Here is a 13884-nt window from a genome sequence, read left to right on the forward strand (position 1 = left end):
GAAGCTAAGCCTCACAGCGCCGATGGTACTGCAGGGGGGACCCTGTGGGAGAGTAGGACGCCGCCGAACAAATATTGGGAAAACCCCCGCATCCACGGATGCGGGGGTTTTCTGCGTTATAGGTCGCGTGACAGGTCTTTGAGGCCCCGGCCGCCTCCGCGCGAGGCGCACGACCAGGGTCTCAGAGTCGTCCCGCTGCCTTCAGAGCCAGGTACGCGTCCGCCAGTGCGGGGGCGAGATCGTCGGGTGTCGCGTCCACGACGGTCACCCCGTGCCGACGGAGTTGCTCCGCGGTCCGGTGTCGTTCGCTCTGGGCCTGGGCGGCCGCGGCTGCCTCGTACACCGCGTCGGTGTCTCCGCGGGCCGTCGCCATCCGGGCGATGCCCGGGTCGGCCACAGAGGCGAGGAGCACGGTGTGGCGTTGGGTCAGCTGGGCCAGTACGGGAAGCAGCCCCTCTTCGACCGGGGCGGCGTCGAGCGTCGTGAGCAGAACGATCAGTGAGCGTCGGGGAGCCGTACGGAGCGCCGTCGCGGCGAGACCCCGGGCATCGGTTTCCACGAGCTCCGGTTCGAGCGTTGCCATCGCGTTGACCAGAGAGGGAAGCACATCGCCTGCCGCGCGGCCCTGGACGAGAGCGCGGACTCGACGGTCGTAGGCCAGTAGATCCACGCGGTCGCCGGCGCGCGAGGCGAGGGCGGCCAGGAGAAGCGCCGCGTCCATCGAGGCGTCCAGGCGCGGCGCGTCGCCGACCCGGCCGGCCGAGGTGCGGCCGGTGTCGAGAACGAGCAGGATGTGCCGGTCGCGTTCGGGACGCCAGGTGCGTACCGCCACCGTGGACTGCCGCGCGGTGGCCCGCCAGTCGATGGAACGGGTGTCGTCGCCCGGGACGTACTCGCGCAGGCTGTCGAACTCGGTGCCCTCGCCTCGGGTCAGGACGCTGGTGCGGCCGTCGAGTTCACGCAATCGGGCGAGTTTCGACGGGAGATGCTTGCGGCTGGTGAACGGGGGGAGAACCCGTACGGACCAGGGCACTTTGTGGCCGCTCTGGCGGGAGAACAGGCCCAGGGGGCCGTAGGAGCGGATCGTGACGCGGTCCGCCTGGCGGTCGCCGCGGCGGGTGGGACGCAGCCGGGTCATGACGCGCCGCCGTTCGCCCGGGGGGACGGTCAGGCGGTGGCGTGAGGCCTCGGCCTCCGTTCCGGGTTGCCAGCTGCTGGGTGGCCAGCCGTCCCTGAGGCGGGCCCGGAGCAGGCGCCGGGAAGGGTTGGTGATCGTCAGGGTGACGTCCGCGGGTTCGCCGAGGCGGACCGACGTGTCGCCGGAGCGGCTCAGCACGAGGCGGCGTACGGGCGCCGCGAGGGCGACGTCGCAGGCGCAGGCCAGGGCCAGCGTGCCGTCGACCGTGAGGATCCCTGTCCAACCGGGTCCCCACAGGCCGACGGGAATCGATCCGATGGCCGCGATCAGGGCGGCCCGTCCGGTGAGCGGCATCAGCGGGGGACCGGGACGTGGGCGAGGATCGCGTTGATGACGGAGTCGGCGGTCACGCCCTCCATCTCGGCCTCGGGGCGGAGTTGGACCCGGTGGCGGAGGGTGGGCAGGGCGAGGGCCTTGACGTCGTCGGGGATGACGTAGTCGCGGCCGGTCAGCCACGCCCACGCGCGTGACGTGGCCAGCAGGGCGGTGGCGCCGCGTGGGGAGACGCCGAGGGTGAGGGAAGGCGACTCCCGGGTGGCGCGGCAGATGTCCACCACGTAGGCGGTGATCTCGGGGGACACGGAGGTCTTGGCGACCGCGGCCCGGGCGGCTTCCAGGTCGGCGGGGCCTGCCACGGGGCGTACGCCGGCGGCGCGCAGGTCGCGGGGGTTGAAACCGTCGGCGTGGCGGGTGAGGACGTCGATCTCGTCCTGGCGGGAGGGGAGCGGGATCGTCAGTTTGAGGAGGAAGCGGTCGAGTTGGGCTTCGGGAAGGGGATAGGTGCCCTCGTACTCGACGGGGTTCTGGGTGGCGGCGACCAGGAAGGGGTCGGGCAGCGGGCGGGGCGTGCCGTCCACGGTGACCTGGCGTTCCTCCATGGCTTCGAGGAGGGACGACTGGGTCTTGGGCGGGGTGCGGTTGATCTCGTCGGCGAGGAGGAGGTTGGTGAAGACCGGGCCGGGCTGGAAGGAGAACTCGGCGCTGCGGGTGTCGTAGACGAGGGAGCCCGTGACGTCGCTCGGCATGAGGTCGGGGGTGAACTGGACGCGTTTGGTCCCCAGCTCGAGGGCGGCGGCGAGGGCGCGGACGAGCAGCGTCTTCGCGACTCCGGGGACTCCTTCGAGCAGGACGTGTCCGCGGCACAGAAGGGCGACGACGAGGCCGGTCACGGCGGGATCCTGACCGACCACGGCTTTCGCGATCTCGGCGCGCAGGGCCTCCAGGGCGGCCCGGGCGTCGGCCGGGTTCCCGGTGATCCCGGCGTTGTCAGTGGTCGGGTCCATCATGGACGGCGTACCTCTCTTTCGAGGGCGTCGAGCTGGTCGGTGAGGGCGACGAGGGCCGTGTCGTCGCCGGGCGGCGGTCCGAAGAGCAGGGGGTGCAGGGCCTGTCCGTCGCCGTGCAGGTGGGCGGAGAGGGCGGGGATCAGGGCCTCGGGTGCGTGGGCCTGGGAGGCGGGGACGCCTACGAGGGGGGCGAGGCGGGTGCGAGTGGTGGAGCGAAGAGCGGCGGCCGCGCGGTCGCGGGCGTTGGCCTTGCGGTAGAGGCGGGCACGGCCTTCGACGGTTTCGGAGGCGCGGATCGCCACAGGGAGTTTCTCGGTCACCAGGGGGCCGAGTCGGCGTGCGCGCCAGAAGGCGGCGAGGCCCGCGGCGATGAAGAGCTGGAGTGTGCCCCAGAGCCATCCGGAGGGGAGCAGGTCGAACAGGCTTTTCTGGTCGCCCGCGCCGGTGGCCGAGGTGTCGTAGAACGAGGGGAGGTACCAGACCAGATGGGGCCGGGAGCCGAGGAGCTGGAGGGCGAGCGAGGCGTTGCCCTCCTTGTCGAGGTGGTCGTTGAGCAGGATGTCGGGCGAGCCGAGGACGACGGTGTCGCCGCCTTTGGAGGCGGCGGGGACGCGGATCAGCGTGGCCAGGCGCTGGCTGGGGTAGCAGGAGTCGGCGTCGAGGTGGGTGGTGGTGTAGCGGATGCCACCGGTGTCGGCGCTTCCCGCGCGGCGGGCTTCGGCCAGGTCGCAGTGCGGTTCGAGGGTGGACCTGGAGCTGGTGGCGGGGTCCGCGGTGACGCCTGGGGCGAGTCGTTCGACGGATGTGCTGCCCGCGGCGACGAGGACGATGCGGCCGCCCGACGTGCCGGTCGCCGCCCGCAGTCCGGACTGCTGGCGCGGTGTGAGCAGGTCGGGGACGGCGACGAGCAGGGTGGTGTCGGGGCCGGTCGCCGCGCGGGCTTCGGCGAGGGTGGTCACCACGCGGGTGGACACGCCCCGGTCGGCGAGGAGTTCGGCGACGGCGCGGCTGCCGGAGGGGTCCGCGGAGCGCGGGTCGAGGGTGCCGTGCCTGGTGTCGGAGCGGATGACGGCGATGGCGACCGCACCGGCGAGCAGGAGCACCACGGCGAGGACGACGCCTCGGGTCCGGGTCCACACCTGGCGGCTGCTGGGCGCGGTGGACGTGGTCGGGAGAGGGGCCGCCATGGCGGGGACCGCATCAGTGGTCATCGCGCGGCTCCCCGGTGGGCGTCGTGGGCCGTGCCGGGGGTGCTGCCGGTGAGCATCGGCCTGGTGCGTTCCAGGTCGCGGTCGAGTTCGGCGATGCGCTCGTACGATGCCTGGGTCGCCCGGCGTCCGCCGTATGTCACGTCGTCGAACTCGCGGGCGGCGGTGCGCAGCCGGTCGGTGTGGGCGGGCAGGGTGCGGCCGGCTTCGGCGGCGGCCTCGTCGGCGGTGCGGCCCGGGCGGACGTCGAGCAGGGCGCGTTCTTCCAGGGCGCGGACGACGGCGCGCATGCGTTCCTGGAGGGCCTGGCTCCAGTGGCCCTGGGCGGCGTGCGCCTCGGCCGCCGCGCGGTGTTCGGCGGCGCTGCGGGGGCGGTCGTCGAACAGGGTGGCGCCGGAGGCGGGCTGGTGGCGGGGGGTGCCCAGGCGCCACCACAGGGCGCCCAGGACGGCGACGACGGCCAGGACCACGATGACCAGGCCCAGCGTGCCTCCGGGTGTCGCGGACGCGGCGGCGGAGAGCAGGCGGTCGATCCAGTGGAAGACCGCGTTCAGTGCGCGCTGCAGCAGCCCGGGGTCGTTCTCGTGGTACATCCGTTTGGACAGTTCGTGCCGTGCCGCGTCCCGCGCGGGATCGCGCGGGACGGTCACGGGTGGCTCGTCGCCCGAACCGGTCAGCGTTGTCAGGCCCGCTTCCCGGGCCCGCAGCACGCCTCGTACGGCTTGGCCCGCTGCGCGTGGCAGGGCTGCCGGCACCGCGGTGAGGACTCCCCCCGTCCCGTTCACCGCATCAGCTCCCCGGGACGGCGCCGGGGGTGGCGGTGCCGTGGGTCCCGACACCGGAGGCGCGGGTCAGTTCGAGGTCGAGGGCCTCGCGGCGGATGCGCTGGTCGATGTAGAGGAGCACGGTGACGCCGGCGTTGATCGGGAAGGTGAGCATCGAGCCGATCACCGAGCCGATGCCGCTGATGACGAGGAACGTCCAGCCGGTGTTGTCGCCGGTGTTCTCGAGGAAGCCGGAGAAGCCGTTGCCGCTGACGACGGCTCCGAGCAGGGCGAAGGGGATCACGGCGAGCGACGAGACGATGTTGGCGATGATGCCGGCCAGGAACTGGATGCCGAAGACCCGCCACCAGGAGCCGCGGACGAGCTTGGCGGAGCGGCTCAGGGACTTGGTGATGCCCTGTTTCTCCAGCATGAGGGCGGGCGAGGCCAGCGAGAAGCGGATCACCAGCCACCCGGCGACGACGGCGCCGGCGAGGATGCCGAGGACGAGCAGGGCCGCGATGGCGCCGCCGGGTCCGCCGGCGACGGCGACGACGATGCCGGGCAGCGCGCCGGCGAGCAGGACGCCGACCGCGATGAGTCCCAGCAGGACGATGAGCCCGAACAGTTTGAGGACCTGGGGGCGGGCGTCGCGCCAGGCCTCGCCGATGGTCACGGCCCTGCCGAGCACGGCGCGGCTGGTGACGGTGGTCAGCAGGGCTGTCGCGATGATGGTGCCGACCAGGGTGATCAGCAGGACGGCGCCGGAGCTGACCACGACGCCGCCCGCGGCGCGGCTCACCTCGCTGAGGGAGGCGTTCGGGTCGTTGAGGACGTCGGTGGTCTGCGTGTCGTTCAGGACGAGGCCCTGCAGGAGGATCACCGCGACCTCGGTGACCACGGCGACCGTGAGCGAGATGCCGAGGACGGTGCGCCAGTAGGTGCGCATGGTGGAGACGGCGCCGTCGAGGATCTCGCCGACGCCGAGCGGGCGCAGGGGGATCACGCCGGGTTTGGCGGCGGGTGGGGGGCCGCCCCAGCCGCCGCCCCAGGCTCCGTATCCGCCGGGCGGCCCGTAGCCACCGGGGCCGCCGGGAGGGGTGGGTCCGCCGTAGCCTCCGTAGCCGCTGGGGGGCCGGCCGCCCCAGCCGGAGCCGGGGGGCGGTGGCGGCGGTGGTGCCTGGCCCGGTGCCGGGGCGCCGGTGGGCGCGGACCACTGGCCGGGCGGTGGCTGTTCCTTGGACCACTTCGAACCGGGGCCTTGTGGATCCGTGACCGGCTGGGCGGCAGGCTGTTCGGCGGGTCCTGCGGGGACGGGGCGGTCGGCAGGGGCGGACGCGCCGGGTTCCCGCCCGTCGGACGGGTCGGATCCGGGCGAGGCCCAGCCCGGAGTGTCGTTCATCGAAGCTCCTTCACGGTGCCCGTCCGCGGTCGCGGTGGCAGGTTGGCTGCCATCGTGCCATGGTGCGGTCGCCCAGTGACCTGCCGCGGTAGTGGCTGCACACCTTCAATTGTCCGCGGGATACGGGGAACACTGACCGCATGGCTGATCAGGACGCGTACATCGGCGAGGACAAGCGGCCGACGGGAACACCCGTGATCCGGTGGGAGGAGCCGCCCGAGGGGCCCGTGGTGGTTCTTCTCGACCAGACAAGACTGCCGGCGGAGGAGGTCGAGCTGGTGTGCACGGACGCACCGGCGCTGGTGGAGGCGATCCGCTCGCTTTCGGTGCGGGGCGCTCCGCTGCTCGGGATCGCGGGGGCGTACGGCGTCGCGCTGGCCGCCGCGCGGGGCTTCGACGTGGACGAGGCGGCGGCGGCGCTCGAGGGCGCCCGGCCCACCGCCGTGAATCTGTCGGTGGGGGTGCGCAGGGCCGCCTCGGCGTACCGGTCCGCCCTCGCCGCGGAGGGCGATCTGGGGGCGGCGGCCGCGGCCGCGCTGGCTGCGGCGCGGGCGCTGCACCGGGAGGACGCCGAGGCCAGCAGCCGGATGGCCGAGCACGGGCTGGCGCTCCTCGACGAGCTGTTGCCCGGCGGAGGGCATCGGATCCTGACCCATTGCAACACCGGTGCGCTGGTGTCGGGAGGGGAGGGCACGGCGTTCGCGGTGGCCCTGCGGGCGCATCGGGCGGGGCGGCTGCGGCGGCTCTGGGTGGACGAGACGCGTCCGTTGCTGCAGGGCGCGCGCCTGACGGCGTACGAGGCGGCTCGCAGCGGTATGGCGTACACCTTGCTCACCGACAGCGCGGCCGGTTCGCTGTTCGCGGCGGGGGAGGTGGATGCGGTGCTGGTAGGGGCGGATCGGATCGCGGCCGACGGTTCGGTGGCGAACAAGGTGGGGAGCTATCCGCTCGCGGTGCTCGCGCGGTACCACCATGTGCCGTTCATCGTGGTGGCGCCGTTGACGACGGTTGATCCCGGGACTCCGGACGGGGCGGCCATCGAGGTGGAACAGCGCCCCGGGTATGAGGTGACCGAGGTCACAGCGCCGCATGTGCCGGTGACGGGAGCGGGAGGCGGGGCTGCGGTGGCACCGTTGGGGACCCAGGCGTACAACCCGGCGTTCGACGTGACGCCGCCCGAGCTGGTGACGGCCGTCGTCACCGAGGAAGGCGTCGTTTCGCCGGTCACGGCCGAGGCCCTTGCCGAGCTGTGCGCCAGGTCGCGCCGGGGGACGACGAGTCAGTGAGGACATGGGTTGATCAGACGTGTGGTCGCCGGCGCTCTGCTGCTCTGCGGTGGGTTGCTGAGTGCGCGGGAACTCGAGCGGCGGGCTGCAGGCCGGAGCGGCGGGTGGGGCCTGCTGTGGCTTGCGGTGGCCCTGTGCGCCGGCGGCGTGCTGATCAGCCAGGCGTAGAGGCCGACGTGCGGGCGGGTGCCGGCGTCCCGGACTGACATCGACCTCGGTGGACCGGGGGCAGACAGTGACGGTTCCCTGCGACTATGGTCACCAGCCGGTGACCCTGGTCACCTGCGCAACCTTCACTGTTATGAGAATGGGATGATGTCGTTTATGAAGGGACGAGTCCTTGTCGTCGACGACGACAGCGCACTGGCCGAGATGCTCGGCATCGTGCTGCGTGGTGAAGGTTTTGAGCCGTCTTTCGTAGCCGACGGTGACAAGGCGCTGGCCGCTTTCCGTGAGACCAAGCCGGATCTGGTGCTGCTGGACCTGATGCTGCCCGGTCGGGACGGCATCGAGGTGTGCCGCCTGATCAGGGCGGAGTCCGGAGTGCCGATCGTGATGCTCACGGCGAAGAGCGACACCGTCGACGTGGTCGTGGGCCTGGAGTCGGGCGCGGACGACTACATCGTGAAGCCGTTCAAGCCGAAGGAGCTGGTCGCCCGGATCCGGGCGAGGCTGCGGAGGTCGGAGGAGCCGGCTCCCGAGCAGCTCACCATAGGTGACCTGGTCATCGACGTGGCCGGGCACTCGGTGAAGCGGGACGGGCAGTCGATCGCGCTGACCCCGCTGGAGTTCGACCTGCTGGTCGCGCTCGCCCGCAAGCCGTGGCAGGTGTTCACGCGTGAGGTGCTCCTGGAGCAGGTCTGGGGCTACCGGCACGCGGCGGACACCCGTCTCGTCAATGTTCACGTCCAGCGGCTGCGCTCCAAGGTCGAGAAGGACCCGGAGCGGCCGGAGATCGTGGTGACCGTCCGTGGTGTCGGATACAAGGCAGGACCGAGCTGACATGTCCGAGGACAGTGCCGCTTCGGCCCCCGGCCGGTCCGGGGACCGCCCGGAGCGGCCTGTCGGCGGAAACCGGCCCGGTTCGCGCCTGCGGCTGCTCTTCGAGGGCGGCCTGCTCCAGGGCGGGGTCCAGGGCAGCCCGGTGCTGCGGCTGCTCATCCGCTGGGTGCGCCGGCCGCTGCTGCCGGTCATGCGGCTGTGGCGGCGCAACATCCAGCTCAAGGTCGTCGTCACGACCCTGCTGATGTCGCTGGGCGTCGTTCTCCTGCTCGGCTTCGTCGTCATCGGCCAGGTGCGCAACGGCCTGCTGGACGCCAAGGTGAAGGCCTCGCAGTCCCAGGCCACCGGTGGCTTCGCGGTGGCCAAGCAGAAGGCCGACGAGGCCGGGGCTGGCAATGGTGGCACCGCCGCGTCGGCGGGCGGACGACAGTCGCAGAACGTCATCCAGTGGATGAGCGACCTCGTCGAGTCCCTCTCCAGCGGGGGCCAGGGAGCCTTCGACGTGGTGACGCTGCCCGCGGGCAACAACAGCGGCGGTGGGCGTAGCCCGCGCGGCTCCGGCCATGTGGACCCGACGGCGAGTGTGCCGGAGGACCTACGCACGCGGATCAACAGCGGCGCGGGGGCTGCTCAGAGCTACACCCGCGTCATCTATTTGGACAGCGACCGGCCGTCGCAGCCCGCCCTGGTAATCGGCAAGCAGGTCAACGACCCGAACGGCGACCGGTACCAATTGTACTTTCTCTTCCCGCTCACCCAGGAAGAGAAGTCCCTCAGTCTGGTCAAGGGCACGCTCGCGACCGCCGGGCTCTTCGTCGTCGTCCTCCTCGGGGCCATCGCCTGGCTGGTGGTGCGGCAGGTCGTCACGCCCGTGCGGATGGCGGCCGGGATCGCCGAGCGGCTGTCGGCGGGGCGGCTCCAGGAGCGGATGAAGGTCACCGGCGAGGACGACATCGCCCGGCTCGGCGAGGCCTTCAACAAGATGGCGCAGAACCTCCAGCTGAAGATCCAACAGCTGGAGGACCTGTCGCGGATGCAGCGCCGGTTCGTGTCGGACGTGTCGCACGAACTGCGCACCCCGCTGACGACCGTACGGATGGCCGCCGACGTCATCCACGAGGCGCGCGAGGACTTCGACCCGATCACCGCGCGGTCGGCGGAGCTGCTCGCCGACCAGCTGGACCGGTTCGAGTCGCTGCTCGCCGACCTGCTGGAGATCAGCCGCTTCGACGCGGGCGCGGCGGCGCTGGAGGCCGAGCCGATAGACCTCCGGGAGGTCGTACGGCGGGTGGTCAGCGGCGCCGAGCCGCTCGCGGAGCGCAAGGGCACGCACATACGCGTGGTCGGCGACCTGCAGCCGGTGGTGGCCGAGGCGGACGCGCGACGGGTGGAGCGGGTGCTGCGCAACCTCGTCGTCAACGCCGTCGAACACGGTGAGGGCAGGGACGTCGTCGTCAAGCTGGCCGCGGCCGGCGGCGCCGTCGCCGTCGCGGTGCGCGACTACGGCGTGGGGCTCAAGCCCGGTGAGGCGACCCGGGTCTTCAGCCGCTTCTGGCGGGCGGACCCGGCACGCGCGCGTACCACCGGTGGTACGGGGCTGGGTCTGTCGATCGCCCTGGAGGACGCACGGCTGCACGGCGGCTGGCTGCAGGCCTGGGGGGAGCCGGGCGGCGGGTCGCAGTTCCGGCTGACTCTGCCGAGGACCGCGGACGAGCCGCTGCGGGGCTCGCCGATACCTCTGGAGCCCAAGGACTCCCGGCGCAACCGGGGGCTCAAAGATGTCGCTCTGCCGCGCGGCGATGGGGACAAACGGGCCACCGTGCCGGTGCAGCCCGGCGGCGGCCAGACTTCGCCGCTCGCCTCGGCAGTGCAGTGGCCGGCCGTCGACCCGACCGCGCTACCCGGCAACGGTGCGCGCGTGGTACCCCGGCCGGCCGGCGGCGCACGGCATCAGGAAGGCACGCCCAAGCCCGGGTCGGCCGGAGACGGGAGCGCCGCCGCACCGGACGAGTTGAACAAGCCAGGGGAGGCATTTCGTGGGCGCTGACCGCGAGCGGGTCGCCGGGCGCACGTCGGTGCGCGCGGTGGTGTACGCCATCTGCGGAGCCGTAGTGCTGGCGGGCTGTGCCTCCATGCCGGACAGTGGCGATTTGCGGGATGTCGAGTCCACGCCGCGGCAGGACGCACAAGTGCGGGTCTTCGCCATGCCGCCGCAGCAGAATGCCTCGGCCAGCGCGATAGTTCAGGGCTTCCTGGAGGCCCTGACCAGCGACGATCCGCACTATGACACGGCCCGAAAGTATCTGACCACGGCTGCGGCGAAGATCTGGCAGCCGGATTCGCAGGCCACGGTGCTGGAGAACGGGCCGAGCATCCAGACCGACTCCCGGCCGGCCGGGAGGGAGGGAGCGGACAGCATCACGTACACGCTCGGGGGCAACCAGGTCGCCACTGTCGACGTCGAGCAGTCGTATACGCCCGCCGACGGCTCGTACAGCGAGAAGGTGCATCTGGCGAAGGATGCGAAGACCGGGCAGTGGCGGATCGACTCGCTGCCCCAGGGGGTCGTGATAGGCCAGTCCGACTTCCAGCGCCGGTACACGTCCGTAGACAAGTACTACTTCGCGTCTGACAGCTCGGACCAGACGAGCGGACAGCCGATGGCGGTCGCTGACCCCGTCTACGTACGCGGTCAGGTGGATGCCGTGACCCAGGTGGTGCGTTCGCTGCTCAACGGGCCCACCACCTGGCTCGGTCCGGTGGTCCGGTCGAGTTTCCCGACCGGTACGACCCTGAAGAAGGGCACGTCCGGGCTGACGCCCGACGACCGGAACAGGCTCACCGTGCCGCTGAACATCAAGGCGTCCAAGGTCGGCTCGGCCAGGTGCACCGAGATGGCGACCCAGTTGGTGTTCACGCTGCGGGACCTGACGAACACCGTGGACTCGGTTGTGCTGGAGGGTGCCGACGGTTCGCCGATGTGTGAAGTCAACGAGCGGCAGGCAGACATGATCGCTTGGCGCGCGCACACCAAGCGGCCCGACTACCTGTACTACATCGACACCAAGCACCGGCTGGTGCGGATGCCGTCCGGCGGCACTGGCACCACTGGCAAAGCCAGCACCACGCTCGTCCCGGTGTCCGGTGCCTTCGGCACGGGCACCAAGCCGCTGCGGTCGGTAGCGGTCGCCCGCGACGAGCGCACCGCGGCCGGCGTGAGCAGCGATGGCAAGGCGCTGTACGTCACCTCGATCGTGTCGGACACTGAGCTCGGCAACCCGGTGGTGAGCAGCCAGGGAGCGACCGCGGACGACCGGCTGACGGCGCCGAGCTGGGATGCCCGGGGCGACCTGTGGGTGGCCGACCGGAACCCTGACCGTGCGCGGCTGTACGTGCTGACGCACGGCTCGAGTCGGCCGCTGACCGTGCAGATTCCCGAGCTAGACGGTCGTATCAAAAGCGTGCGGGTTGCCGCCGACGGGGTGCGGATCGCGATCGTCGTCGAGAAGGACGGCCAACAGTCCCTGTTCATCGGGCGGATCGAGCGCAGTGGGTCAGACGGTCAGCAGGAGGTCTCGGTCCACGGACTACGCTCTGCGACCCCGGGCTCTGAGGAGGTCACCGCTATCTCCTGGGCGGGTGACAGCCAGCTCGTGGTGGTCGGGCGTGAGAAGGGCGGAGTACAGCAGACGCGGTACGTTCAGGTCGACGGCTCCACGCCGGACGAACAGGCGCCTGCGGCCCTAACGGGCGTGCTGGCGATCGCGGCCTCCGAGAACGAGCGGACACCGCTGGTGGCCGACTCGCAGGACGACGGGATCGTCTGGCTGCCGTCAGGGGCGCAGTGGCAGAAGGTGGCCAAGGACGGGTCGGCGCCGGTTTATCCGGGGTAGCGCCGGGGTGGCCATGCCGAAGCGGCCCGCCGGACGAACCGACGCACCGCTTCGGTACCTAGCCCGGTATGGGGACCGGTTACTTCGCCCAGCCGTACCCTTCCCAGGACGTGCAGCCCTCGTAGCCGATGTCATGGCTGTAGTCACGGGTACAGACCTTGATGTAAAAGTAGGCGCCACCGAGGTAGACGTGACATCCCACGTAGCCGTTGTTGGCGCCGTTGGAGTCCACGCAGTCGTCCTTGTCGAGGACGGTGCCGCTGCTGCTCCGTGCCTCCCAGCGCGTCACCGCGCTCTGGCCGTCGGCCTTTATGTCACGGACGCCAGCATTCATGGTGTCCTTGTCGATCGTGCCTTGGGCGGCGTTGGTCGGATTGGTGACCCACACCGGCGCGGCCTGAGCCTGAGTGGGCACGAGCATGACAATCGCGCCAGCCGTGCCCGCGAGCGTCGCGGCGATACGCCTCTTCATCGGGAATCCCCCAGTCTGCCTGTCGGCATCATGTATTGGTCGTGTACATGTTCGATCGGTTGGTAAATTACAGGCAAGACCTCTGCTGGCTCAAGCGATTTTGGATCTCCGCCCCGAGGGCTCGCTACAGCGGCGGGTACGCACCGGCGCTAGTTATCCACAGGGGTGGCCGACCGGCTGAGGCATTGGCACAGTGACGGTCATGCGGGGGTGGTGGCAGGACCTCACCGACCTGGTGCTACCGGCCGAGTGCGGAGGCTGTGGGGCGCCTCGCACGGTGCTCTGTGCGCAGTGCCGTGCCGCCCTGAGCGGGGCCGCACCGCGCCGGGTGCGACCGGTGCCGGAGCCGCCCGGGCTGCCGGCGGTGTACGCGGCGGCGCCGTACGCGGACGCGGTGCGGGCGGCTCTCCTCGCCCACAAGGAACGGGGTGCGCTGGCGCTCGCCGGGGCCTTGGGCGCGGCCCTGGCGGGAGCCGTGCGGGCCGGGTCGCGGGAGGGGCGGAGTGTGCGGATCGCCGCCTCCTGGCGGGACGGCGCGGCCGGTGCGGGTACCCCGACAGGTGACGGGAGGGACGGGGCCCGTGCCACGGCCCCCGTGCTGCTCGTCCCGGTGCCCTCGGCGCGGTGGGCCGTGCGGGCGCGGGGACACGATCCGATGCGGCGGATCGCCTTCGCGGCGGCCGCGGAACTGCGGCGCTCCGGCGTTCCGGCCCGGGTGGTACCGGTGCTGCGGCACCGGCGGGCCGTGGCCGACCAGTCGGGGCTCGACTCCCGGCAGCGGCTGGCCAATCTCGCGGACGCGCTGGAGGTGACGGCGAGCGGTGCACGGTTGCTCGCCGGGGGCCGGGTCGTCCTCGTCGACGACCTGGTGACCACCGGCGCCACTCTTGCGGAGGCGGCGCGCGCGGTACGGGAGGCCACGGCGCCTGGTGGGACAGGAGAAACCACAACGGCTGTGTATCGGCGCGCGACCTGGGAAGTAAGGGAGGAACGGAAGGCCGGATCGGGAGAAGAACCAGCGAAGTGGACACGGAACGCACCGGGAAAGACCGGAGGGAACTCCCTCGCGGGGCCGGTCCGTGCCGCTGTGATCGCGGCCGCACCAGATTCTTTCGAAAAGAACCGGAACTGACTGTCAACCAACATCGTTGCAGGTAGTGACGGGACCAATTCACTGGAATGGAGGTACGCATCAGTAGAGGGTGACGACAGCCGTCCGGGCGAGATATGTTCGGTTGTGAGGGAGAAAGCCGCAGGCCATGCCCCTCATATCCGAATGCCGTGCCGCGGTTTTTCCGTAATCATCGCGGTGCCGGGGTGCAGATCTTGCCCATGGGGGAGGAGGAGGTGAAGTCGCCGAGTCCGAGGCTCCG

11 protein-coding genes and 1 rRNA gene are annotated in these 13884 nt (G+C 71.4%); 6 read left to right on the forward strand and 6 right to left on the reverse strand.

Annotated features, from left to right (window positions below; genetic code table 11):
* Positions 1–69, forward strand: a 5S ribosomal RNA gene (gene rrf, locus ACZ3KP_RS34360); the annotation flags it as partial.
* 112 nt (positions 70–181) lie between these two features.
* On the opposite strand, the gene ACZ3KP_RS34365 is transcribed toward rrf, so the two are convergent.
* The 5 genes from ACZ3KP_RS34365 to ACZ3KP_RS34385 are packed head-to-tail and all read right to left on the reverse strand — an operon-like array spanning position 182 to position 5858.
* Entirely contained in the window at positions 182–1492 is a 1311-nt protein-coding gene (locus ACZ3KP_RS34365) for a DUF58 domain-containing protein (RefSeq protein WP_467504355.1), read from the reverse strand.
* Positions 1492–2481, reverse strand: a complete 990-nt coding sequence (locus tag ACZ3KP_RS34370; protein WP_358986674.1) for an AAA family ATPase — start codon at positions 2479–2481, stop codon at positions 1492–1494. Before ACZ3KP_RS34370 ends, ACZ3KP_RS34365 begins: the two co-directional genes overlap by 1 nt.
* Positions 2481–3695: a DUF4350 domain-containing protein gene (locus ACZ3KP_RS34375; RefSeq protein ID WP_467504357.1), complete on the reverse strand. Its 1215-nt coding sequence runs from the start codon at positions 3693–3695 to the stop codon at positions 2481–2483. The genes ACZ3KP_RS34370 and ACZ3KP_RS34375 overlap by 1 nt, the downstream gene beginning before the upstream one ends.
* Positions 3692–4477 (reverse strand): DUF4129 domain-containing protein, encoded by a 786-nt coding sequence (locus ACZ3KP_RS34380; RefSeq protein WP_467504359.1) that lies wholly within the window; start codon positions 4475–4477, stop codon positions 3692–3694. Before ACZ3KP_RS34380 ends, ACZ3KP_RS34375 begins: the two co-directional genes overlap by 4 nt.
* A gap of 4 nt (positions 4478–4481) precedes the next feature.
* Positions 4482–5858 (reverse strand): DUF7847 domain-containing protein, encoded by a 1377-nt coding sequence (locus tag ACZ3KP_RS34385; protein ID WP_467504360.1) that lies wholly within the window; start codon positions 5856–5858, stop codon positions 4482–4484.
* Between the two features lie 140 nt (positions 5859–5998).
* On the opposite strand from ACZ3KP_RS34385, the gene mtnA reads away from it, so the two are divergent.
* The 4 genes from mtnA to ACZ3KP_RS34405 all read left to right on the forward strand — a co-directional run bounded on the left by mtnA (position 5999) and on the right by ACZ3KP_RS34405 (position 12039).
* Entirely contained in the window at positions 5999–7144 is a 1146-nt protein-coding gene (gene mtnA, locus ACZ3KP_RS34390) for an S-methyl-5-thioribose-1-phosphate isomerase (protein WP_467504361.1), read from the forward strand.
* A 312-nt stretch (positions 7145–7456) separates the two neighbouring features.
* The gene (gene mtrA, locus ACZ3KP_RS34395) at positions 7457–8146 is read left to right on the forward strand and encodes a two-component system response regulator MtrA (RefSeq protein ID WP_207921802.1); all 690 of its coding nucleotides are present in this window, start codon (positions 7457–7459) and stop codon (positions 8144–8146) included.
* 1 nt (position 8147) lies between these two features.
* Positions 8148–10193, forward strand: a complete 2046-nt coding sequence (gene mtrB, locus ACZ3KP_RS34400; protein WP_467504363.1) for an MtrAB system histidine kinase MtrB — start codon at positions 8148–8150, stop codon at positions 10191–10193.
* Positions 10183–12039 carry an LpqB family beta-propeller domain-containing protein gene (locus ACZ3KP_RS34405; protein WP_467504365.1) on the forward strand — a complete coding sequence of 619 codons (1857 nt, stop codon included), beginning with the start codon at positions 10183–10185 and terminating at the stop codon, positions 12037–12039. Before mtrB ends, ACZ3KP_RS34405 begins: the two co-directional genes overlap by 11 nt.
* A gap of 79 nt (positions 12040–12118) precedes the next feature.
* On the opposite strand, the gene ACZ3KP_RS34410 is transcribed toward ACZ3KP_RS34405, so the two are convergent.
* Positions 12119–12454: a hypothetical protein gene (locus tag ACZ3KP_RS34410; protein WP_467504367.1), complete on the reverse strand. Its 336-nt coding sequence runs from the start codon at positions 12452–12454 to the stop codon at positions 12119–12121.
* 259 nt (positions 12455–12713) lie between these two features.
* Here ACZ3KP_RS34410 and ACZ3KP_RS34415 point away from each other — a divergent pair, with 259 nt between their 5' ends.
* Positions 12714–13643, forward strand: a complete 930-nt coding sequence (locus ACZ3KP_RS34415) for a ComF family protein (RefSeq protein WP_467504368.1) — start codon at positions 12714–12716, stop codon at positions 13641–13643.
* Positions 13644–13884 lie beyond the last annotated feature (241 nt).

Source organism: Streptomyces sp. NPDC020958 (assembly GCF_055562175.1).